This window comes from Actinacidiphila sp. bgisy144 (genome assembly GCF_057708105.1).
The window spans coordinates 184,377-206,836 of record NZ_JBYIRM010000016.1; the positions used below are offsets into that span (position 1 = coordinate 184,377).

At 76.0% G+C, this 22,460-nt stretch carries 14 protein-coding genes; 8 read left to right on the forward strand and 6 right to left on the reverse strand.

What is annotated here, in order from left to right:
• Positions 1-4: 4 nt before the first annotated feature.
• Positions 5-4,084: a hypothetical protein gene (locus tag AC3EVP_RS20075; protein WP_435131532.1), complete on the forward strand. Its 4,080-nt coding sequence runs from the start codon at positions 5-7 to the stop codon at positions 4,082-4,084.
• Entirely contained in the window at positions 4,081-4,584 is a 504-nt protein-coding gene (locus AC3EVP_RS20080) for a DUF4913 domain-containing protein (protein ID WP_335983783.1), read from the forward strand. The genes AC3EVP_RS20075 and AC3EVP_RS20080 overlap by 4 nt, the downstream gene beginning before the upstream one ends.
• Before the next feature lie 89 nt (positions 4,585-4,673).
• On the opposite strand, the gene AC3EVP_RS20085 is transcribed toward AC3EVP_RS20080, so the two are convergent.
• From AC3EVP_RS20085 to AC3EVP_RS20095, 3 genes are all read right to left on the reverse strand, one after another.
• On the reverse strand, positions 4,674-6,350 hold the full coding sequence (locus AC3EVP_RS20085; RefSeq protein ID WP_435131534.1) for a ricin-type beta-trefoil lectin domain protein: 1,677 nt from the start codon (positions 6,348-6,350) through the stop codon (positions 4,674-4,676).
• 253 nt (positions 6,351-6,603) lie between these two features.
• Entirely contained in the window at positions 6,604-7,287 is a 684-nt protein-coding gene (locus AC3EVP_RS20090; protein WP_335983779.1) for a response regulator, read from the reverse strand.
• Positions 7,284-9,044: a sensor histidine kinase gene (locus tag AC3EVP_RS20095; RefSeq protein WP_435131536.1), complete on the reverse strand. Its 1,761-nt coding sequence runs from the start codon at positions 9,042-9,044 to the stop codon at positions 7,284-7,286. Before AC3EVP_RS20095 ends, AC3EVP_RS20090 begins: the two co-directional genes overlap by 4 nt.
• Positions 9,045-9,172: 128 nt before the next feature.
• Here AC3EVP_RS20095 and AC3EVP_RS20100 point away from each other — a divergent pair, with 128 nt between their 5' ends.
• The 6 genes from AC3EVP_RS20100 (at position 9,173) to AC3EVP_RS20125 (ending at position 14,552) form a co-directional block, all read left to right on the forward strand.
• Positions 9,173-10,546: a cation:dicarboxylate symporter family transporter gene (locus tag AC3EVP_RS20100; RefSeq protein ID WP_435131538.1), complete on the forward strand. Its 1,374-nt coding sequence runs from the start codon at positions 9,173-9,175 to the stop codon at positions 10,544-10,546.
• A gap of 323 nt (positions 10,547-10,869) precedes the next feature.
• Positions 10,870-12,252 (forward strand): DUF2252 domain-containing protein, encoded by a 1,383-nt coding sequence (locus AC3EVP_RS20105; protein WP_435131552.1) that lies wholly within the window; start codon positions 10,870-10,872, stop codon positions 12,250-12,252.
• A gap of 163 nt (positions 12,253-12,415) precedes the next feature.
• A complete protein-coding gene (locus tag AC3EVP_RS20110) occupies positions 12,416-12,796 on the forward strand; it encodes a sortase-dependent protein (RefSeq protein ID WP_435131539.1) in 381 nt (126 codons plus the stop codon).
• Positions 12,793-13,416, forward strand: coding sequence for a class F sortase (locus AC3EVP_RS20115; protein WP_435131541.1), 624 nt, complete (start codon positions 12,793-12,795; stop codon positions 13,414-13,416). Before AC3EVP_RS20110 ends, AC3EVP_RS20115 begins: the two co-directional genes overlap by 4 nt.
• 136 nt (positions 13,417-13,552) lie before the next feature.
• Positions 13,553-14,044 carry an RNA polymerase sigma factor gene (locus AC3EVP_RS20120; protein ID WP_335983770.1) on the forward strand — a complete coding sequence of 164 codons (492 nt, stop codon included), beginning with the start codon at positions 13,553-13,555 and terminating at the stop codon, positions 14,042-14,044.
• Positions 14,028-14,552, forward strand: coding sequence for a hypothetical protein (locus AC3EVP_RS20125; protein WP_435131543.1), 525 nt, complete (start codon positions 14,028-14,030; stop codon positions 14,550-14,552). The genes AC3EVP_RS20120 and AC3EVP_RS20125 overlap by 17 nt, the downstream gene beginning before the upstream one ends.
• Positions 14,553-14,613: 61 nt before the next feature.
• On the opposite strand, the gene AC3EVP_RS20130 is transcribed toward AC3EVP_RS20125, so the two are convergent.
• The 3 genes from AC3EVP_RS20130 to AC3EVP_RS20140 form a co-directional block, all read right to left on the reverse strand.
• Complete coding sequence (locus AC3EVP_RS20130; protein WP_435131545.1) at positions 14,614-18,552, reverse strand: Kelch repeat-containing protein; 3,939 nt, start codon at positions 18,550-18,552, stop codon at positions 14,614-14,616.
• A 121-nt stretch (positions 18,553-18,673) separates the two neighbouring features.
• Positions 18,674-18,847 (reverse strand): hypothetical protein, encoded by a 174-nt coding sequence (locus AC3EVP_RS20135; RefSeq protein ID WP_435131547.1) that lies wholly within the window; start codon positions 18,845-18,847, stop codon positions 18,674-18,676.
• Positions 18,848-19,342: 495 nt separating this feature from the next.
• A complete protein-coding gene (locus AC3EVP_RS20140; protein ID WP_435131549.1) occupies positions 19,343-22,204 on the reverse strand; it encodes an ATP-binding protein in 2,862 nt (953 codons plus the stop codon).
• Positions 22,205-22,460: the final 256 nt, after the last annotated feature.

A 22,460-nucleotide genomic window follows, 5' to 3' on the forward strand; every position in this document is an offset into this window, starting at 1 on the left:
GGACGTGCAGTTCCAGCGGGTCGTCCAGGTGCAGGCCGCGGGCTTCGGCAGCGGCTACCTGATCGCGCCGCGGCTGGTGCTGACCGCCGCCCACCTGCTGGCGCGCGACGGCGCGGCCCCGGGGCAGGTGGCCGTCTCGCTCCCGGGTACGGACGCCGACTGCCCTGCCGCGGTGCGGTGGTGGCGGTACGACGCGGCGGGCCCGGTGGACGCCGCCCTGCTGGAGATCCCGGCGGGCAGCCCGCGGTGGACGGTGCCGGGGCCGCTGCGCGGCGACTTCGGGCGGCGCCCGCAGCGCTGGGGGTGGTGCGTGACGGGCGGCGGCGAGGTGCCGGTCACCGCGGCGGGGTTCCCGCGGCAGCAGCGGGCACGCGGCGGGGACTGGGAGAAGCTGGTGGGCCGGGTCCGGCCGCACGGCGGCGCGACGTTCGAGATCCTGGACGACGCCGGGGTGCTGGGGATCGACGGCGACGGTACGGCGGGTTCGCGGGCGACGCCGTGGTCGGGGATGTCGGGGGCGGCGGTCTTCGCGGCCGGGCAGCCGCTGCTGCTCGGCGTGGTGCGGGCGGACCGGCGGCCGCGCCACGGCACCCGGCTGACGTACACCCGCAGTGCGGACCTGATCGCGTGCGAGGGCTTCCGTACGGCGGTCCGCGCGGCCACCGGCACCGAGCCGCTGCTCGAACCGGCCGAGCTGGCCGACCTGTTGGAACCCGCGCCGCCCAAGCGCGAGTTGACGTCCCCGACGACGCTGCTGCGCGCCGACGCCGAGGTGGTGTCCTTCCACGGCCGGCAGGACACGCTGGCCGACCTGGAGCGGTGGTGCCTGGCCGACCACGGCGCCGTGCCGTCGCTCCGGGTGGTCACCGCGCCCGGCGGCCAGGGCAAGACCCGGCTGGCGCGGCAGCTCATGTCCCGTCTGCGCGGGCGGGGTTGGGTGGTCGGCCAGGTGCGGGGCGAGCCCGCCGACCTGAGGCTGCTGCGTACGGTCCAGCACCCGCTGCTGCTGGTCGTGGACTACGCCGAGTCGCGGCCCGACGTGGTGCGGAAGCTGCTGGAGCAGGCCGCGGAGGTCTGGCACCCGGTGCGCCTGCTGCTGCTCGCCCGCTCGCTCGGCTCCTGGCAGGACCGGGTTCCCGGCGCCGTCCGCGAGGTGCGGCTGCACGCGCTGAGCCCCGAAGTCGCCGACCGGGCAGAGGCGTTCGAGCGGGCGGTCGCGGACTTCTCCCGGCGCCTGGCGGAGACCGCCGACCCGGCGGGCCCCGACTGGCGCGCGGCCGCGGCGGCCCTGGCCGACGCCCCGCCCGGGCGCCTCGCGTCCGAACACCCGGGCCGGCAGACGGCGTTGACGGTCCAGATGTCGGCCCTGGCCGCGCTGCTGCGCCAGGCCCGGCCCGCGCAGGACCCGGCGGCGGCCCCGCCCGAGGAGGAGGACCAGGGCACCCTGGAGGCCGAACTCATCGGCCACGAACGGCGGTACTGGCTGGAGGTGGCCGACGAGCGCGGCATGAGCCGCCGTGAGAAGGACCTGCTCGCGCAGGCCGCGGCCACCGCCGTGCTGTGCCCGGCGCAGGACGCCGACGAGGCCCGCGCCACCGTCGGGCGGCTGCTGCCCCACGCACCGCACGGCACCGTGGCGGCGCTCACGGACTGGCTGCGCGACCTGTACCCCTCGTCCGAGGGGAGCCACTGGGGCCGGCTGGAGCCGGACCGGCTGGCGGAGTACCACGCCTCCGAGCAGGTCGTACGCGACGACGGGCTGCTCACCCGGCTGTTCTCCCGGGCCCCGGACCACCAGCGCGCGCAGATCCTCACGGTGCTGGCCCGCGCCGCCGTAGCCCACGCCAACGAGGGCCGCCCCGGCGCGGCGCGCACCGTCGTCGACCGGCTGCGGCAGACCCTGCGCGCCACGCCGGACGACGCGCCCCTGACCGCGGCGATGCTGCGGGCGCACGCCCATACGCTGCCGGACCAGTCGCATGTGCTGCGCGGCTACGCGCTGGACGTCGCCCGGAAGCTGAGCGAGCTGAGCCGACCGGACAGCCTGGCCGACCTGGCCGACCTGGCCGACCTGGACGACCTGGAGCGCACCGCCACCGACGACCCGCGCACCCTGGGCGAGCACGCCTCCGACCTGCACCAGCTCGCCGAACGCCACCTCGCCACCGGCGACTTGGCCGCGGCCAGCGAGGCCGCCGACGCCGCCGCGGCCCTGCGCGAACGCCTCGCCGCCGCCACCGGCGCACCGGCCCACCGCGCCGGCTGGGCCGACTCCCTGCTCCTGCTCTCCCGGACCCTGCGCCAGACCGGTGACCTCCCCCGGGCCCACCGCGCCGGCACGCGGGCCCTCGCCCTCTTCCGCGCGCTCACCGAGGAAGGCGGCGGCGAGGAGGACACGGCGGAGCGCGAGAGCGGCCTGGTGCGGGCGCTGGTCGACCAGTCGTACGTGGTCTGGCAACTCGACCCGACCACCACGGACTTCGACCAGGTCGCGCGGTCCGACGACCACACCGCCGAGGCCGTCCGGCGGGCCCGCGCGCTGGCCTGGCGCCTGCCCGACCCGGACCCGCATCTGCTCCCGATGGCGCTGGTCGCGCGCAGCGCCAACCTCTGGCGCCTCCAGCGGAACACCGACGCCCCGGCGCTGGCCCTGAGCGAGGAGGCCGTCCGGACCTTCCGCGAAGCCGCGCGGGAGAATCCCGACGCGTACTCCGGCGACCTCGCCCAGGCGCTGATGGGCCTGGCCGTCGACTACGCCGCCGCGGGCCGGCCCCCCGAGGGGAGCATGGCGCTGGAGCGGGAGGCGATCGCCCTGCTCGGGCCGCTCGCCGCGGACGCGCCCGCCCACCGCTCCACCCTGGCGCAGGTGCTGCACAACCTCGCCTGGAACCAGTTCTACGAGGGGGACCGCGCCGCGGCGCGGGCGTCCGTCATGGCGGCCATCGGGCACCGCCAGGCCCTCGCGCGCGACGGGCACGGATCGGCCGGGCTCCGCCTGGCCGACTCCCTGAGGATGCTCGCCTTCCTCCACGAGGACGAGCGGGACCATCGCACGGCGGTGGAACTCGGCGAGGAGGCCGCGGCAGGCTACGCACAGGCCGCGCTGCCGCTCAGCGCGAGCGACCTGCACAACCAGTCGGTACTGGCCCTCCAACTCGCCCGCTCCTACGACGCGTTGGGCCGCCCCGCGGACGCGCTCGCCGCCCACGACCAGGCCCTCGCCATCCGCCGCACCCTGAGCCGGTACGCGCCCAGCCTCTACACGTACGAGTACGCCAGCGCCCTGCACGACCTGTCCGACCTCTACCGCAAGCACGACCGGCAGGTCGCCGTCCGCATCGTGCTCCGCCAGGCGCTCCCGGCCTACCGGCGGCTGGCCCGGACCGACCGCCAAGCGCGGCGGCAGTTGGCGTACTGCCTGTACGACCTCGGCTCCAGCTACCTGACGACCCAGGCCACGCAGAGCCGCGCGGTCCCCGCGCTGCGGGAGGCGTACGGCCTGTGGGCGCGGCTGGCGGCCGACGACCCGGGCGCGGAACGGCAGTTGGCGGACGCCGGTACGGAGCTGGGCCGCGCCCTGATGCTCACCAGCCGCTTCGGCGAGGCCGTGCAGGTCGCGGCCCATGAGGTGGACCTGCGGCGGAAGTTGGCCGGCGCGGACCGGTCGGCCCACGAACTGCTGCTCTGCTACGGCCTGTTGCGCCTCGCGGAGGGGCAGGCCATGACAGGCAGGGACGCCGCGGCCTGGACGACCGCCCTTGAGGCGGAGGAAGCCTGCCACACGCTGGCCGGCCGCGGGGAGCTGACACCGCGGCGGACCGCGGCGCTGCTGGGGAGCCTGGCGGGGGCGCTGAGCCGGTGCGGGGCGCACGATGTGCGCCGGGCGGCCCGCGCGGTGGCGCCGGCGCGGCTCGCGGTCCGCGGCTACCGGCTGCTGGTGGACCGGGACCCGCACGACACCGACGCCCAGGCCGGCCTGAACCGGTCGCTGCGCCGGCTCACCGAGGTGCTGCACCGCGTCGGCCGCTATGACGACGCCCTTGACGTACAACGCCGCAGAGCAGAGGAGTGGATGAGGCCATGACCGCACCGCAGGACGGAGAGCCGGGCGCGGGGCCGGCGGAGACAGCGGGGCCGGCGGAGACAGCGGAGGCCGCGGAGACAGCCGACGACATCCGGCAGGACGAGGTGCGGGCGGCCCGGTCGGCGGAGCTGCTCTACGGGAACGTCAACGAGTTCGTCACCGACCGCTTCATCCACCTCGTCCCGCGCCCGGCGCCCGGGTCGGGCCGGGTGTGGTGTCCGGAGTGGTACCGGCACGCCCAGGCGCTGTCCCGGCTGGACGCGATCTGGCGGGCCTGGGAGCACCTGCGCTTCGACCCGGCGATGGGCCTGTCGCACTGGTGGCTGCACCATGTGGACCCGCACCTGCGGGTGTTGATGGACCCGGACCTCGGCCCGTTCGGCCGCTGCGCCGACGGCCACCAGGACCCGCCCGAGCCGCTGCCCGTCCTCGCGCCGCCCGAGGGGCTGTTCACCGACCAGCGCGACGCACCGTCCAGGGACCCGCTCTCGCTGGGCTGAACTCCCCCGCCGACCCGGGGTGGGAGAGGGGCCCCGCCGTGACCGGCGGGGCCCCTCCCAGTGCTTCGCTGCGTCCGCGCGTCCGCCGGTCAGGCCAGGGCGAACTTCTGCGCGGCCGAGCCGTTGCAGTCGTAGATCTGGAGCCGGGTGCCGTTCGCGGTGGCGCCGGACGGGGAGTCGATGCAGCGGCCCGTGGTCGGGTTGGACATCGAACCGTCGGAGTCGATCACCCAGTTCTGGTAGCCGCCGCCGTTGCAGGTGGCCAATTGCAGCTTCGTGCCGTTGGCGTTGACGCCGCCCGCGATGTCCAGGCAGCGGCCGAGCGTGCGCAGGGTCTGGCCGTTCCAGGTCCACTTCTGGTCCAGCGAGGTCGCCTGCTGGCAGTCCCACAGCTGGACCGCGGTGCCGTCGGTGCCGACGTCGTCGCCCGCCACGTCGACGCACTTGCCGCCGGGGCCGTAGATCGGGGTGCCGATGGCGTACTTCTGGGCGTCGGAGCTGTTGCAGTCCCAGATCTGGAGCCGGGTGCCGTTGGCGGTGGCGTCCGAGGGCGAGTCGATGCAGCGGCCGGTGGTCGGGTTCAGCAGCGAACCGTCGGTCCGGCGCACCCAGTTCTGGTAGCCGCCGCCGTTACAGGTGGCCAGTTGCAGCTGCGTGCCGTTGGCGTTGGCGCCGCCCGCGATGTCCAGGCAGCGGCCCAGGGTCTGGAGGGTCTGGCCGCTCCAGGTCCAGTGCTGGTCCTTCGCCGCCGACTGGCAGTCCCACAGCTGGACCGCGGTGCCGTCGCCGCCGGTGTCGTCACCTGCCACGTCCACGCACTTGCCGCCCGGGCCGGTGATGGTCTGGCCGCTCACCGAGCCGCCGGAGCCGGAGCCGGGCGCCTTGTTGTAGACGGCGACGGAGTCGATGACAAGCTTGCCGCCGGAGACCGTGGCCGAGTTGGGGCCGCCGCCGAAGGCGTTGGGGAAGCCGCCGCCCATCGCCAGGTCGTAGATGATGAAGAACGGGTGGTCGATCGCGTTGGCCCAGGTCGTCGCGTCCACCTGGTTGGCGCTGACGGTGTAGAAGTTGTTCCCGTCGAGGTAGAAGCGGACCTGCTCGGGCGAGACCGAGCGGTCGATCTCCACGGCGTAGTCGTGGAAGCCGGTCTGGCAGCCCGAGCAGGCGCGTTCGCCCGAGCCGATGCCGGTGGACTCGTTGCACGGGCCGCCGGGGTTCACCCCGCAGTGGATGGTGCTGAAGTCGGAGCTGCGGCCGTTGATGTCCTCCATGATGTCGACCTCGCCGGAGGTCGGCCAGGTGGTGCCGGTGCGCAGCGTGGAGCCGAGCATCCAGAACGCCGGCCAGTAGCCCGCGCCGTTGGCGGTGGTGACGTTGGGCTGCTGGAGGACGGACTCCATCCGTACGACGCCGCCGGCCGGCGCGCCGAACGTCGCCGCCTGCGTCTCCACCCGGCCGGACGTCCACCCGCTCGACGGGTCGGAGCCGGAGTGCTGCGCCTGGAGCACCAGGTGGCCCTGGCCGTCGTAGTAGACGTTCGAGGTGCTGTTGGTCATGGTCTCGATCTCACCGGTGCCGAAGCTGCTGCCCGGCCCGGTGTCGTACTTCCACAGGCTCTGGTCGATTCCGGTGCCGGACGCACCGTTGAAGTCGTCGCTCCAGGTGAGCGTGAAGCCCGACGGTGCCGAGGGCACCGTGGCCTGGGCGGTCGGGGTCAGGGCGGCGGAGGCCGCCGCCAGAACCGCGATGACGGGGCCGAGGATCACCGCTCTCCGCCACCTGCCGCGGCGCGGCCCTGCCGAATGTGCGCGCATACGTCCGTCCTCCGGGAAAGGCGTGGTTCTCGAGTTCCGCTACGCCGCCGCTGGCGGGTGTCACGAGGTGCGCGGGGCCGGGCCGCCGGGCCCGGCTCCACAGGACAGACACGATGTGAATGTCATGTGCACAGCATGTCGATCGGCCTGCCGTTCGACAAGACACCAGCAGCATTTGTCTGTACCAACTCATCCGGCAGATCGGTCAGTCGGGAGCGATCCAGCGGTAATGGAGCTCGGGGCGGCCGACCTGGCCGTAGCGGGGGCTGCGCGCGGCGCGGGCCTCGTCGACGAGGTGCTCCAGATAGCGGCGGGCGGTGATGCGGGAGATCCCGGCCGAGGCGGCGGTGGCGGCGGCGGTCAGGCCGTCGGGGGCGGCCCGCAGGGTGCGGACGACGGCCTCCAGGGTGGGGGCGCTGAGCCCCTTGGGGAGGACCGCGGGCCGGGACGGGCGCAGGGCGGCGAGCGCGCGGTCGACCTCGTCCTGGCTGCCCGCCTCGCCGGCCGCGGCGCGGAACGTGGCGTAGCTGAGCAGCCGGTCGCGGAGCGTGGCGAAGGCGAAGGGCTTGAGGACGTACTGCACGACCCCGAGCGAGACGCCCTCGCGGACCACCGCCAGGTCGCGGGCGGAGGTCACCGCGATGACGTCCGTCCGGTGCCCGGCCGCGCGCAGCGAACGGGCCAGCTCCAGGCCGTGGCCGTCGGGCAGGTAGAGGTCGAGCAGGAGCAGGTCGACCTCGGCGCGCAGCAGCAGCAGGCGGGCCTGGGCGGCGCTGTGCGCCGTGCCGACGACGGTGAAGCCGGGCACCCGGCCGACGTACAGGGCGTGCGCGTCGGCGGCGACCGGGTCGTCCTCGACGACGAGCACGCGGATGGCCGCCGCGCTCATGCCTGTGCTCCTCGCGCCGGGCGGTCGTCGGCCGCGGGGGCGGCCGCGGATACGGCCACGGGTACGGCCACGGGTACGGGCACAGGTACGACCCCGGGTGCGGGTGCGGCCCCAGCCCCGGATGCGGCCGGGCCCGCCGCCGCGGGTTCCGGCTGCGGGCGCCACGGCAGGCGCGCGGTGAAGACCGCGCCGCCCTCCGGCCCCGCGGCCAGCGTCAGGGTGCCGCCGTTGCGGGTCACCGCCTGCCGCGCCAGCGCCAGCCCGAGTCCGCGGCCCCCGGGCGGCGCGGGCTTCGTGGACCAGCCGCTCTCGAACACCGCGTCGGTGTCGCCGGAGGGTATCCCGGGGCCGGTGTCGGCCACCCGCAGCAGCAGCCCGCCCGGGGCCTGCCGCGCGGCGACGGTGACCTCGATCCGCGCGGCCGGCAGGCCCCGGGTGGCGTCCACAGCGTTGTCGATGAGGTTGCCCAGGATGGTGACCAGGTCCCGCGGCGCGAGCCCGGCAGGCAGCAGCCCGTCCTCCAGCCGGCTGTCGTCGGTGATCACCAGCTCGACCCCCTGCTCGTTCGCCTGCGCCGCCTTGCCCAGCAGCAGCGCGGCCAGCACCGGTTCGTCGACCGCCGCCACCACCTGGTCGGTGAGGGCCTGCGCCGCGCGCAGTTCGGCGGTGGCGAAGTCCACCGCCTGCTCGCCGCGGCCCAGTTCGATCAGCGAGACGACCGTGTGCAGCCGGTTGGCCGCCTCGTGCGCCTGCGCGCGCAGCGCCCGGCTGAAGCCGCGCTCGGAGTCCAACTCGCCGATCATGCGCTGGAGTTCGGTGTGGTCGCGCAGGGTGACCATGGTGCCGCGCTGCTCGCCGCCGGAGACCGGGGCGGTGTTGACCACGACCACCCGCTCGGCGGTCAGGTGGAGTTCGTCGACGCGGGCGGCGGGGTCCAGCAGCGCCGCGGTCAGCGCGTCGGGCAGCCCGAGCCCGGCGACCGGCCGGCCCACCACCTCCCCGGCCAGGCCCAGCAGTTCGCGCCCGCCGTCGTTGATGAGCGCGATGCGCTGCTCGCCGTCGAGCAGGAGCAGCCCCTCCCGTACGGCGTGCAGCGCGGCCTGGTGGTAGTCGTGCATCCGGTGCAGGTCGCGGGCGTTCATGCCGTGGGTGTGGCGGCGCAGCCGGGCGTTGACCAGGTAGGTGCCGATCCCGCCGAGGGCCAGCACCGCGGCCGCGACGGCGACCAGCGCGGCCAGTTGGCGGCGGGAGCGGGCGCTGATCGCCTGCACGGTGATGCCCGCGCTGACCAGCCCGGTGATCCGGGTGCCGGAGCGGATCGGGGTGATCACCCGCACCGAGGGCCCGAGGGTGCCGGTGTAGGTCTCGGCGAAGGTGCGGCCGTGCAGCGCCGGGGCGGTGTGGCCCAGGTAGCGGCGGCCGATCTCGGCCGGGTCGGGGTGCGTCCAGCGGATGCCGTGCGGGTCCATGATCGTCACGAAGTCCACCCCGGTGTCGCGCTGGACGGACCGCGCGTACGGCTGGAGGGCCGCGGTGGGGTCGCCGCCGCGCAGCGCCGCCTGCCGCACCGCGGGGGTGTCCGCGACCGACCGGGCGACCGCGGTGGCCTGCCGCCGGGCGGACGCCTCCGCCTGCCGCCGGTCGCTGAGGTAGCCGAAGATCGCGCACGCGGTCACCGCGAGCGCGACCAGGACCGCCTGCACCGCGAACAACTGCCCCGCCAGGCTGCGGGGATACGGGACACGTGGCGCCGCCATGGCAACGGGCCGCCTCTCGACTCGGCGTGAACTCAACGACCACAACCGTGACGCACGTCACGTGTCCCGCGATAGTCGCGGGGACCGCCGGACGTGAGCCGCACGCACTGCCGTCAAGGAGGCCAGCCATGCCCGAACCGCTCGCCCAGACCCCGCCCGCCGCCCGGCGGGACCGTACCCGGTACCTGTACCTCGCCGTGATCGTCGCGGTGCTGCTCGGCGTCGCCACCGGTTTCCTGTGGCCGCACTTCGCCCGGGAGCTGAAGCCGCTCGGCACCGGCTTCGTCTCGCTGATCGAGATGATGATCTCGCCGGTGATCTTCTGCACCATCGCCCTGGGCGTCGGCTCGGTCCGGCAGGCGGCGAAGGTCGGCCGGGTCGGCGGCCTCGCGCTCGTCTACTTCATGGTGATGTCGGCGGTGGCGCTGGCCATCGGCCTGGTCGTCGGCAACATCCTGCACCCGGGCTCCGGGCTGCACCTGACCGAGGCGACCCGGCACCTCGGCCACACCGCGGCGGCGAACGCCCATGTCGGAGCGGTCGACTTCCTGCTGGGCATCATCCCCACCAGCATGGTGTCGGCCCTCACCGACGGCGAGGTGCTCCAGACACTGCTGGTCGCCCTGCTGGTCGGCTTCGGCCTCCAGGCGATGGGCCGCTCCGGCGAGCCGGTGCTGCGCGGCATCGGCCACCTCCAGAAGCTGGTCTTCCGGGTGCTGACGATGATCCTGTGGGCCGCCCCGGTCGGCGCGTTCGGGGCGATGGCCGCGGTCGTCGGCGAGACCGGCACCGACGCGCTGAAAGCGCTGGCCACCATCATGATCGGCTTCTACACGACCTGCCTGCTGTTCGTCGTCGTGGTGCTCGGCACGGTGCTGCGGCTGGTCACCGGCGTGAACCTCTTCCGGCTGCTGCGCTACCTCGGCCGGGAGTTCCTGCTGATCCTCTCCACCTCGTCCTCGGAGTCCGCGCTGCCCCGGCTCATCGCCAAAATGGAGCATCTGGGCGTCAGCCGCCCGGTCGTCGGCGTCACGGTGCCGGCCGGCTACTCCTTCAACCTCGACGGCACCATGATCTACCTGACCATGGCCTCGCTGTTCATCGCGGACGCGCTGGACCGGCCGCTGGGCCTGGGCCAGCAGATCGGCCTGCTGCTGTTCATGATGATCGCCTCCAAGGGCGCGGCCGGGGTGTCGGGCTCCGGGATCGCGGTGCTGGCCAGCGGCCTCCAGTCGCACCAGCCCGCGCTGGTGGACGGCGTCGGCCTGATCGTGGGGATCGACCGCTTCATGAGCGAGGCGCGGGCCCTGACCAACTTCGCCGGGAACGCGGTCGCCACGCTGCTGGTGGGGACCTGGGTGCGCGAGGTGGACCGCGAGCGGGTCAGCCGGGTGCTGGCGGGCGACCTGCCGTTCGACGAGCGCACCCTCGTGGACGCCGAGGAGGAGCCCTCCCCCCGGGTTCCCGTCCCCGGCGGCGCCCCGGACCCGGCGTACGGGTGACGGCGGCGCGGCAGCCCTTTTCGGCGCCCGGCCCCCTCGCGGCCCCCTCCCTGGCCCCTTGCTGGCCCCCTGCGGCCCCCTCCCTGGCCCCGTGCCCGGGAGGTGGGCCGCCGCCCTTTGCCCTAGAGTCCGGACAGAAGAGGGCGCGAAATCGGGCGAAACTCGGCGAACCCGCGCGACACCGGCTCCGTGCGCGCAGAGGTCAGGAAGGTCCGGCGATGAAGGCGACCAAGGAGACCGGGGCAAGCGGGGCGACCGGAACCGGGGCGTCCGGCGACGCGCCCGAGGACACCCGGCGGATCGTCACCGTCAGCGGCGCGGCCATGCGCACCCCCGAGGAGCGGGCCCGGCAGGGCCGGGCGGCCCGGGCCCGGGCACCGCGCTCCTCCCACGCCGAGTACGCCCCCGCCCCGGACCGCACCGACCCGGTGGACACCCTGGAGCGGCAGTCGGCCACCCGGGTGCCGGAGCTGGTGCCGCTGCGCTACGGCCGGATGCTCCAGTCGCCGTTCCGCTTCTACCGGGGCGCGGCCGCCATCATGGCCGAGGACCTCTCCCGCACCCCCGTGTCGGGCCTGCGCGCCCAACTGTGCGGCGACGCCCACCTGATGAACTTCCGGCTGCTGGCCTCCGCCGAGCGCAACCTGCTCTTCGACCTCAACGACTTCGACGAGACGCTGCCCGGCCCCTGGGAGTGGGACCTGAAACGGCTGGCGGCCAGCATGGTGATCGCCGCGCGGGAGAACGGCTTCAGCACCGCGCAGCGCCGCAGCACCGTGCGCGCCACCGTACGGTCCTACCGCGAGCAGATGCGGCGGTTCGCCGGGATGCGCGACCTCGACGTCTGGTACGCGCGGGCCGACGCCGACCTGCTCAGGGAGCTGGCCGCGGGCCGGTTGCAGGCCCGCGGGCGCCGCAGGCTCGCCGCGGAACTCGCCAAGGCGCGCGGCCGGGACAGCCTCCAGGCCGCCCGCAAGCTCACCGAGTCCGTCGGCGGCAGGACACGCATCATCTCCGACCCGCCGACGCTGCGCCGTCTGGAGGACCTGCTGCCCGGCGCGGACGCGGCCCGGGTGGAGGAGCTGCTGCGCGGCCTCCTCACCGGCTACCAGCGGTCCCTGGCGCCGGACCGGCAGCATCTGCTGGAGCAGTTCGGGGTGGTGGACATCGCGCGGAAGGTGGTCGGCGTCGGCAGCGTCGGCACCCGCTGCTGGATCGTGCTGCTGGTCGGCCGGGACAGCGGCGACCCGCTGTTCCTCCAGGCCAAGGAGGCGGACACCTCGGTGCTGGCGCCGTACGCGGGCGCGAGCCGCTACGCCTTGCAGGGCCGTCGGGTCGCGGTCGGCCAGCGGCTCATGCAGGCGGCGGGCGACATCTTCCTCGGCTGGGAGCGCACGCTCGGCCTCGACGGGGTGCAACGCGACTTCTACGTCCGCCAGTTGCGCGACTGGAAGGGCGTCGTGGACCCCTCACGGATGGTGCCGCGCGGCCTGCGCGTCTTCGGGGAGCTGTGCGGGGCCACCCTCGCGCGCGCCCACGCCAGGACCGGGGACCGGATCGCGATCGCCGCCTACCTGGGCAGCGGTGACGTCTTCGACCGCGCGGTGGCCGAGTTCGCGGAGGCGTACGCCGACCAGAACGAGCGGGACCACGCGGCCCTGGCGAAGGCCGCCCGCTCGGGCCGGGTCAAGACCGAGCAGGGCTGACGCGGTTCGCCGGCCCGACGGCCGGCGCTGGGGCAACTCACAGGACTTTGCCGGGACTTTACAATCGGCCCGGGTGCCGCCTCGTCAATGGAGTCGATCCGCAAGCGAACCCCGCGCGTCCTCGCGCGGGCGGACCGACGAAAGAGAGCGATCCATGCGCCCCATGCGCCGAACTGCCCTGAGCGCCTTGGCCCTTGCCTGCACCGCGGTGCTGGCGGGCACCGTCCCCGCGTTCGCCGACGGGTCCGCCCCGTCCCCGGCCCCCGCGCAGAGCCAGGCCGCCACCCCGTCGGCGAGCGCGGCGGCCCCCTCCGCCGTGCCCTCGACGCGCGCCGCCACCGCTGCCCCCGCCCCGACCCGCGCGGCCCGGCCGGGCCAGGTCGCCGCCGTGCCGAAGGGTGCCCCCGACACCGGCCTGGCGCCCGTGGCGTCCTCGCACAGCGGCCCCGGCGGCGGGCTGATCGGCGGCGGCGCCGCCGCGGCACTCGTCCTCGGCGGCGGCGTGACCTTCCTCGTACGCCGCAGGCGGGCGACCGGGGCGTGACCCCGCTCTCCCGGCGCGCGTTCACCGCGGCGGCGACAGCCGCGCTGGTCGCGGGCTGCGGTGGCCATCGCGCCGGCCGTGCGGCGGCCACCGTCCGTCCGGCGGGCAGCAGCGGCTCCGCGACCGCGGCGCCGCCCACCGCCAAGTCCGTACGCGCGCTGGGGCGTTCGGTCCCGGTCCGGCTCCAGGTCCCCGCGATCGGGGTCGACACCCCGCTGATGCGGCTGGGGCTGGCCGCCGACGGCACCGTCCAGGTGCCGCCGATCGCGCCGCACGACCGCGCGGGCTGGTACCGGAACTCCCCGACGCCCGGCCAGACCGGCCCGTCGGTGATCCTCGCCCATGTCACGCTCGGCGCCTACGGCGACGGGGTCTTCCGCCACCTCGCCCAACTGCGCCCGGGCGACGGTGTCGTGGCGCGGCGGGCGGACGGCACGGCACCGCGGTTCACGGTCACCTCCGTGCGCACGGTCGCCAAGTCGAAGTTCCCGACGGACGCGGTCTACGGCGACGTGGACCGCCCCGAACTGCGGCTGATCACCTGCGGCGGCCCGCGCAGCGGCACCGGCTACCTCGACAACGTGATCGTCTTCGCCGAGCTGGCCTCGGCGGGCACCTGACACCCGGCCGCCGACCGCCCGACCGCAGGGCCCCGGGCCGCCGCACCCCCGTGCGGCCCGGGACCCTGCCACCGGGGAGCCCCAGCCCCCACCCGCACCCGCCCGTCCGACCCGTGGCCCCACGACATGGAGAGCGTTGAAACGGTCCCGCGAGAAGGCAGCATCCGAGCTGTTCACCGCCTTCTACCCGCGCCTCGCCGGCTGGTGCCGCCGCCTGGTCGACGACGACGAGACGGCCCACGAGATCGCCTCGGAGGCGTTCATGCGGCTGTGGGCGCGGTGGACAGCGGTGGCGGAGCCGCGCGGGTTCCTCTACGTCACCGCCACCAACCTCGTCCGCGACCACTGGCGCAAGCTGGAGCGCGAACGGCGGGCCGTGCGCCGGGCCACCGTGGAGGCCGCGATCCGGCCGCAGACCGAACCGGCCGACCCGTCGCTGCGCCTACTCGTGCAGTCGCTGCCCGAGCGGCTGCGCGTACCGATCCTGCTGCACTACTACGCCGACCTCCCGATCCGGGAGATCTCCCGGCTCACCGGCCGCCGGGAGGGCACGATCATGTCCGACCTGCACAAAGCCAGGGAACTGCTGCGCGCCCATCTGAGGAGAAGCCTTGATCACTCAGTCTGACGACGGTCAGGACTTCGACCCCGACGACCCGCTCACCGTGATCCTGCGGCCCGGTCCGGACTACCTCGGCCTGCCCCCGGGCCGGTACGAGAAGGTCCGCCGCGGCGCCGCCCGCCGCCGGATGCGCCGGGCCGTGCTCGGCCTCGGCCTGTGCGGCGCGGCCGCCGCGCTCGCGGTGCTGCCGCTGCGGCTGGCCGGGTCCGGCGGGCCCGCCGGCCCCGCCTCCCCCGCGGGGCCGCCCGTCCCTGCGCCCGCGAGCGGCGCCACCACCGGACCCACCGGACCCACCGGCCCGGCGCCCGTCCCCACGCCCACCACCGGCCGCCCCACCCCGAGCGCCCACCCCACCCGGCAGGCCCCCGCACGCCGCACCGCCACCCCGGCCCGACCGAGCCAGGACCGCCGCGCGGCCACCACCGCCGCCACCGCCACCTCCGTCCCCTCCGCCGAGCCCCCGCCGAGCCCCTCGGTCCCCGCCACGGTCCCCGCCACCGCGAACCGCCGCTGAACCGCGCACGTCCGGCCGGCCTCCCCCGAGGCCGGCCGGACGTGTTCCGCGTGCGGTGCCGTCAGTGCCCGGCAGTCACCTTCATCGCCACCGCCAACGACGGGACGGCGTACGGCGAGTCGGTGCCGACGGTCAGCCCGCTGGTGTACGTGCCGGCCCGGTCCACCGCGCCCGCGTCGAGGGTCACCCGCACCTGCACGGCCGCCCCGGGGGCGACGGTGACGGTGTGCGGCGCCGACAGCCAGCCGGCGGCACCGGAACTGCCGCAGTCGGCGTAGCCGGGCAACTGCTCGACGCCCGCGGTCGGTTCGCCGGCCGCGTCCGAGCCGCCGGCGACATACAGGCCGCAGGCCCCGGCCGCCCGGTAGACGAGCGCGCCCGCCGCCGGGAGCGCCGACCAGGAGTCGGTGGCCGGGTCGTACTCCTCGGCCTGGTTGGTCAGTTCGCCGTCGCCGACGCCGCCGACCAGTTGCAGCCGCCCGCCGGAGGAGGCGACCGCCGCGCCCCAGAGGGTGTACGGCAGCGCGGCCCGCGCCGTCCAGGCGCCGGTGCCCGGGTCGAAGGCGTACGTCGCCGCCGTGGCCTGGCCGGTGACCGGGTCGGTGCCGCCCGCGCAGACGACCTGCCCGCCGGCAGCCGCGCAGGACAGCCACGAGTCGGTGGCCGGGTAGTCCGCCACGCGGCTCCAGGTGTCGGTCCCGGGGTCGTAGGCGTACGTCGCCTGCGACGCCGGGGCGCAGTTGCCGCCGCAGCCCGCGACCACGTAGAGCCGGCCGCCGAGGACCGCGGTGCCGCCGGCGACCACGCCCGAGGGCAGCGGCGCGGCCGAGGACCAGGTGTCCGCCCGCGGGTCGTAGCGGTAGACCGCCGCCGAGACGGCGCCGCTGCCGGTCCAGCCGCCGAGGACGTAGATCTGCCCGCCGAGCGCCTCCACGCCGGGCTTCTCCAGGTTCGCCGGCATCGGGGCCAGCCGCTGCCAGCCGCCGGCCGCCGGGTCGTGGACGAGGGCCTTGGACAGCGGGCCGGAGCCGTCTGTCCCCCCGAAGACGTAGACCTTGCCGTCGACTGCCGTCGCGCCGCTGTCCTGGAGTTCGGACGGGAGAGCGTCGGCGGTCGTCCACGCGGTGGCGCCCGCCGAGGTGCCGGTCGCCGTACTGCCGGTCGCCGCCGTGCCGTTGGTGCTGCTGCTGCCTGCCGGCAGCGGGCCGGTGGTGAAGTCACCGGTGGCGTGCCGGACGGCCGAGCCCTTACCGGAGGTGCCCGACGTGTCCGACGTTCCGGCGTGCGAGGCCGGAGTGTAGGAACTTTCCTCGGAGTTGAGGACCACATGGACCGGCGCGGTGCCGGTGTTGCGGAGCGTCACCGTACGGGTCGTCGAGCGGCCCAGGGCCTGGGTGGCGCTCAACGTGCCGCCGGAGACGGTGATCCGGCCCGCGCCCAGGCTCCAGTCCTTGCCGGTGACCCGGTCGCGCGCCACGGCCGCCTTCGCGGTCGCGGCGGTGTAGGCGCCGTCGGTGACGCCCAGCGCGGTGCGGCCGTCGCGGCCGGCGGCCGACGCGGGGGCGAACAGCTCGTACGTGCCGTCCGCCGCGGTCGCGGCCGCCGCCGTGCCCGCGACGCTCACGGTGGCGCCGGACAGCGCCTTGCCGGTCTGCGCGTCGGAGACGGTCCCGGCTACCAGCCCGCCCGCGGTCGCGTCGCAGGAGCGGTCGCCCACGAAGACGTCGTCGACCTTCCAGTACCAGGAGTGCACGGCGTCGTAGCGGAAGCGGACCCGTACGTCCTTCTCGCCCGCGGCCTGCGGGAGCGCGACGGTCTCCGGGCCGTGGGCGATCGTCCTGGACAGGTGCCAGACCGCCGTCCAGGTGGCGCCGCCGTCGGTGCTGACGTCCACGTAGGCGTTGGAGTTGTACAGCGGCGAGGTGAAGGAGTCGGCGAAGGAGACGATCGGGGTGGCGTCGCCGCTCAGGTCGAGGGCCGGCGAGACCAGGCTCGTCGTCTCATGGGTCGAGATGCCGGCGTCGAGCGAGTCGACCTCGGCGAACGCGCCGGTGCCGCCGGTGTCGTTGCCACTGCCGGACGGGTCGTCGAAGCGCCAGGTGACGCCGGAGCCGCTGTCGTCGGTGACCGTCCAGCCGTCCTGCGGGGTGCCGGCGGACCAGCCCTCGAAGTCGGTGGTGGTGCCCTGGTAGCCGAAGTGGTAGCCCGGGGCGGTGCACAGGGAGGCGTCCGTCGTGAGCGCCACGTCGCGGCTGACGTCGCGGGTGCCGACGGCGACGGTGGTGTCCGCGCCGACGTAGCCGGGCAGCGCCGAGGCGACGTGCAGCGCGTAGCTCGCGCCGTCCGGCAGCCGTACGGAGTACCGGCCGGTGGCCGGGTCGGTGGCGACCGCGCCGCCCGGGTAGCCGTCGACCGTGATCGACGCGGCCAGCGGCCAGCCGTGGCCCGAGGCGTCGGTGACGGTGCCGGAGACCGTGTGGCTGGGCAGCGCGTGCAGCGTGAACGGCTCCTTCAGCGTGCGGCCCTGGGTGATCTTCACCTTCGCGGTGGCCTTCGCGTAGCCGAACTCCGTCACCGTGAGCGTGGCGGAGCCGACCGCGGGGGCGAGCGTGAAGGCGCCCGACTCGTCGGTGGTCGTGGTGGTGGTGCGGCCGTCCGCGGTCGTGGCGGTGACCGCCGCGCCCTTCACCGGCCCGGCGGCCGTACCCGCCCCGGTGCCGCGTACGGTGCCGGTCACGGTGCCGTGCGGGCCCTGGCGCAGTGCGCCGACCCCGGCGGGGCTGCCGAGCCCGGTGGGGCCGTCCCAGCCGGCGCGGGCGGTGCACAGCTGGGTGCCGCAGGTGCCGTCGGAGCCCGCCGTGACGTCGGTCAGGTCCGCCTTGTCCGTGTCGTCGTACGGGTACGTCACCGGGTACGTGCCGGGGGTCGGGGTACCCGCCAGGGCGTACATCGCGGCGACCAGCGGCGAGGACAGCGAGGTGCCGCCCACCTGCTCCCAGCCGCCGACCGCACTGGAGTTGTAGATGCCCAGGCCCGTGGCCGGGTCGGCGTCGGCGGAGATGTCGCCGATGGCGCGGTTGGCGCAGCCGGTGTCCAGGGTCTGCTGGTACGCCGGCTTCGGCTCCACGCCCGAGCAGCCCGAACCGCCCGAGGACCACGCCGACTCGGTCCAGCCGCGCGCGGTGGACCCGTCGCGGGTCAGGGTCGTGCCGCCGACGGCCACCACGTTCGGGTTCGAGGCGGGCCAGTTGACGATGTTGCCGTAGTCGCCGGTGGACGCGGTGACCGCGATACCGGGGTGGTCGTAGTGCTGCTCGTACGCCGACGGGTCCGCCAACTCGCCCGGCACGCCGTAGGAGTTGGAGATCGCCGCCGGGTGCAGTGCGGCGGCGGTGTCCACGGCCCGGCCGAGGTCGTCGATGGCGGCGGAGTCGGCTTCCACCAGCAGGATGCGGCAGTCCGGACACGCCGCGGAGACCGCGTCCAGGTCGAGCGCGGTCTCCAGGGACCAACTGGCGTCCTCCGGCGGGTAGCTGTGCCCGCCGTCCTGGTCCAGCTTGGTGAAGCAGCCGTTCGCCGTGGTACACGCGGAAAGGCCGTAGGTCTTGCGGAACACCGCGAGGTCCGCTTCGGCGGTCGCGTAGCCGCCCGCGTCCACGATGGCGACGGTCTCACCGGTGCCGCCGGCCGGCATGTCGTACGCGGCCCGCAGGTCGCTCGGGGTCAGGGCGGCGGCGGGCGGCGTCGGGGAGCCGGCGGCCGCCAGGCCGTGGCTGTCGGTCACGTCCATCAGGTCGCAGGTGGCGTAGGGCGCGGAGCCCTTCTGCTCACTGGCGGGCACCGGTTCGGCGCAGGCCGCGGGCCGGTAGGCCGCCGTGCTCGGCGCGGTGCCGTCGCTCGCGGCGGCCGCCGCCTGTGCCGGGGCGGCGGCCGTCAGGCCGAACGCCACCGCGCAGGCGGCCGCCACGGCGGCGGCACCCATGCGTATGGGTCTGTGCATCGGACTCCTCGGGAGGTTCCGCCGGCCGGGCGGGCCGGCGCGGGTCGGGGTGCGTGCGGGTGGTGTGCGGGTGGGGCTGCGTACGGGCGTGGGTGCGGGTGGGGTGCGGGTGCGGTGCGGGTCAGACCGGCCGGTACTCCACGCCGGCCTTGCGCCGGGGCGGAGGCGGTGCCTCCGCGATCGCCTCAGCAGACGGGTCGACGGCCTCCCCGACGGACTCCTCCTCGCAGGAGCCGTCGTCGGGCTCGGCCGCAGGCTCCCCGCCTGACGGTTCGGCGCCGTTGCCAGTAGTCATCGCGGCTGCTCCGTTCTGTCCCAGACCCAGCAGTGAACGCTGCGCGGCGAGCAGGCGGCAATGCGCAGAACTACCCGGGAAATCCCCCGCTCCCCTCCCCACCTGCACCGACACCTCCCAACCCGCCCCCACCGCAGGCCCCCGACAACGCGCTACCGCCGCCCCGGCACGTCCCGGAACCACCGGCCCACGCCTGACCGACGGCACGCGCAACGGCGGCGGACCGCCAACGCACTGCGGCTGAGCGCGGGTTGGCCGGGCCGGCGCGCAGCCGCTGTGACCGGCCCGGTCATCCGCCGCAGGCGGCGGACCCGCCGAAACCACCCGGGGCAACCCGGTGCGGCGCGCGCCGCAACCTACGGGCAGTCACCACGGGCGCGCAGCCCACCAACGTCCGGCAGACGAGGGCCGGTTGGCCACCCCGCGCCCGGCCCGCGGCCTCGGGTGCCGCCTCCCGAGGGACCGCCGAAGCGGCGGCGGCTGGACGCGGGGTCGTCAGGGGGCGGGGATGTCGCCGGAGGCCACCGCGGCGATGGCGAGGGCGGTGCGGGAGGGGGCGGCGCGTTTGCGCATGGCGGTCTGGACGTGTTTGTCGACGGTGCGGGGGGAGAGCCCGAGGACGCGGGCGATCTGCGCGCTGGTGCGGCCCTGGGCGAGGAGGCGGACGACGTCGAGTTCGCGGGGGGAGAGCCGGTCGCCGTAGCCGGGGCGGCCGGGGCGGCCGCCGGCGCGGCGGCGGATGCGGTCGGCGTCGCCGGTGGCGCCGAGGGCGGTGAGGTCGGGGAGGAGGGCGCGGAGCGCGGAGCCGTCGGTGTTGCGGCAGTCGGCGGCGGCCTCCCGGGCGAGGAGGGCGTCGTAGGGGCGGGGCAGGGCCTGCCAGGCGGCGGCCGCCTCGTCGAAGAGGGCTGCCGCGGGGGCGGGTTCGCCGCGGTCGCGGGTGAGGAGCGCGGCGGTGAGCAGCCCGGCCGCGGTGGCGGTCGGGGCGCCGAGCCCGCGGGTCCCCGCGCCGAAGGACTCGGCCGCGGCCGCCGCTTCGGCCGCGCGGCCGGCCCGGAGCAGCGCGTCGACCCGCAGCGGCGCGATCTCCGCGGCCCACAGCCACAGCCCCTTGGCCTCGATCAGCCGCCACGCCGCATCGGTCGCGGCCAGCGCGTCCGCGGGCCGGTCGTCGGCCAGCGCCAGCCGGGCGAGCGCGGCGGACGGGTCGCGGAACCCGTCGGCGGGTCCGCGCGGCCGCCCGGTCGCGGCGGCGGCGCGGGTCTGCTCGCGCATGCGGGCGTGGTCGCCGCGGGCGGCGGCGAGCAGACCGCCGATCTGCAACGCGTCGGCGCGCAGCACGGGTTCGTCGGATTCGAGGGCCGCGGCCGCCCACGGTTCCAGCCCCGCCCAGCGCCCGGTGAGCCAGTCCAGATGGGCGAGGGTCCCCGCGACGAGGTCGCGCAGCCGCAGGTGCCGGTGCTCCTCGGCCAGCGCGGCGGCCGCGTCGAGCAGGTGCCGCGCGTCGTCGTAGCGGCCCCACAACATCGCGGCCTCGCCGATGTTGGCGTACCCCCGGGCACGCTGGAACACCTCTCCTGGGCTGTCCCCGCCGGCGGGCAGGTCGCGGGCCGCGTCCCAGCCGGCGGGGTCGCCGAGCACCAGCAGGGTGGCGGCGCGCTCCGCGAGGAAGGACAGCCGCTCCTGCGGCGCGCCCGAGCAGGTCGCGAAGAGCCGTCCGGCCCGCTCCAGCCAGGCACGGTGCTGTGCGGCCGGGCGCGGGGTGCCCAGCGGCCGGGCGAGCATCATCATGGCGTGCACGGCGGCGACCGGGCGGTCCTGGACCAGCCCCGGCACGGCCTGCTCCATCGCGGCGGCCGCGGCCTCGCTGTCGCCGACGTGGAACATCAGCCGGGCCAGCTGCCAGGTCGCCGCGGTCCGCTCCTCGCGGGTGAGTTCGCCCTCGGCGGTCGCGCGCAGCACCGCGACCAGCTCGCGCAGCGGGCCGTCGCCGGGCGCGGCGTACAGCGGCATGCGCTGCACCACGGGGGCGACCGCCGCGCCGCGGACGGCGCCGCCGACCAGCAGGTCCAGCAGCAGCCCGAAGGCCGTGCGCGGGTCGCCGGAGGCGATCGCGTCGTCCGCGGCGCGCCGGGCGTGCACCGCCCACCGCCCGGGGTCGGCCGCCTCCTTGAAGTGCCGTGCCAGCTCGGCCGAGCGCAGCACCGGCTCGCGTTCCAGCGCCAGCCCGGCGCGGTGGTGCAGGCGGCCGCGTTCCAGGGCGCCGAGCGCGTGGTAGACGCTGCGGGCGGCCAGCACGTGGCGGAACCCGACCCGCCCGTCGCGGTCCTCGGCCAGCAGCCCGCCCGAAAGCGCCTCGGCCAGGCCCTGTTCGACGTCCGCCGCGGGCATGGCGGCGACCTCGGCGACGAGGCCCGGGGACCGCTCCCCCTCCAGTACGGCGAGCGCGGCCAGCGCCCCGGCCGCGGCCGGCCGCAGCCGGGAGGTCCGCTCCAGTACCGCTTCGCGGATGCCGGGCGGCACGTCGAGTTCGGCGACCTCGCGCCGCAGCCATGTGCCGTCCTCGTGGACGAGGTCGGCGCGGTCGTACAGCAGCCGGACGCACTCCTCGACGGCGAGCGGCAGCCCGTCGGTGCGGGCGTGCAGGAACTCGGCGAACTCCGCGGAGACCGGCTCCCCGCCGAGCATCGAGGAGATGAGGTCGGCGGTGGCCGCGGGGTCGAGCGGCGCGGGTTCGAGCCGGGTGGTGCCGGCCTGCGCGACCATCCGCCGCAGCAGCGACCGCGCGGGGACGTCCTCGGGGCGGTAGGTGAGGACGAGGCGCGGGCCGTGCTCCCAGCGCGAGCGCAGGAACAGCAGCAGTTCGAGGGTGGTTTCGTCGGCCCAGTGCGCGTCCTCCACCACGAACAGCCCGACGCCCAGGGCGTCGACGAGTTCGGCGAGCGCGCGCAGCAGGCGGTGCCGGGCGGCCGAGTCGTCGGCCAGCGGCTCGGGTGCGGGCGGCAGTTGGCCGGCCCACTCCGGGAAGAGCGGGCGCAGCGCCCCGGCCAGACCGGTCAGCGGCAGGCCCGCCACGCTCCCGGCCAGCCGGCGCACCGCGTCCACGACCGGCCCGAGGGTGTACGGCTCCCGGAACGGCGGGCACACCGCGACGAGCGCGGACTCCGGCCGCCGCGCCAGCAGTTCGTGCAGCAGCCGGGTCTTCCCGATGCCGGCCTCGCCGGCGACGGCGACGAGCCCGGACCGCCCGTCCAGGGCCTGCCCGAACAGCGACAGGTCGCGCGCGCGGCCGGCCAGGCGGGGGACGGCGAGGTCGGGCCGCCGCGCCGGGCCGCCACCGGCACTGTTTGCTGCACTCATCTGCGCCTCCGCTCCGGCCGAGAGCACACATTGTGCCAAGCCGCGCTCAAATCCCGGCTTTTCGTGACGCACAGCACCCCGCACGGCACCCCGCACGGCCCCTGCGCGGAACCCGCCCCCGCATCCCGCCCGACCGGCGCCCTCGACGGCGAAGGCCCCTCCGGGCGGACGAACGCGTCCGCCCGGAGGGGCCGTTGGGTACGGCGGTGGGGGGGGGGGGGGGGGGGGGGGGGGGGGGGGGGGGGGGGGGGGGGGG

Excerpts from the sequence above, each read along its gene's own strand:
- AC3EVP_RS20130 (WP_435131545.1), bottom strand. The coding sequence starts at position 18,552 with ATGCACAGACCCATACGCATGGGTGCCGCCGCCGTGGCGGCCGCCTGC.
- AC3EVP_RS20100 (WP_435131538.1), top strand. The coding sequence starts at position 9,173 with ATGCCCGAACCGCTCGCCCAGACCCCGCCCGCCGCCCGGCGGGACCGT.
- AC3EVP_RS20080 (WP_335983783.1), top strand. The coding sequence starts at position 4,081 with ATGACCGCACCGCAGGACGGAGAGCCGGGCGCGGGGCCGGCGGAGACA.
- AC3EVP_RS20135 (WP_435131547.1), bottom strand. The coding sequence starts at position 18,847 with ATGACTACTGGCAACGGCGCCGAACCGTCAGGCGGGGAGCCTGCGGCC.
- AC3EVP_RS20095 (WP_435131536.1), bottom strand. The coding sequence starts at position 9,044 with ATGGCGGCGCCACGTGTCCCGTATCCCCGCAGCCTGGCGGGGCAGTTG.
- AC3EVP_RS20110 (WP_435131539.1), top strand. The coding sequence starts at position 12,416 with ATGCGCCGAACTGCCCTGAGCGCCTTGGCCCTTGCCTGCACCGCGGTG.
- AC3EVP_RS20140 (WP_435131549.1), bottom strand. The coding sequence starts at position 22,204 with ATGAGTGCAGCAAACAGTGCCGGTGGCGGCCCGGCGCGGCGGCCCGAC.
- AC3EVP_RS20105 (WP_435131552.1), top strand. The coding sequence starts at position 10,870 with ATGCGCACCCCCGAGGAGCGGGCCCGGCAGGGCCGGGCGGCCCGGGCC.
- AC3EVP_RS20090 (WP_335983779.1), bottom strand. The coding sequence starts at position 7,287 with ATGAGCGCGGCGGCCATCCGCGTGCTCGTCGTCGAGGACGACCCGGTC.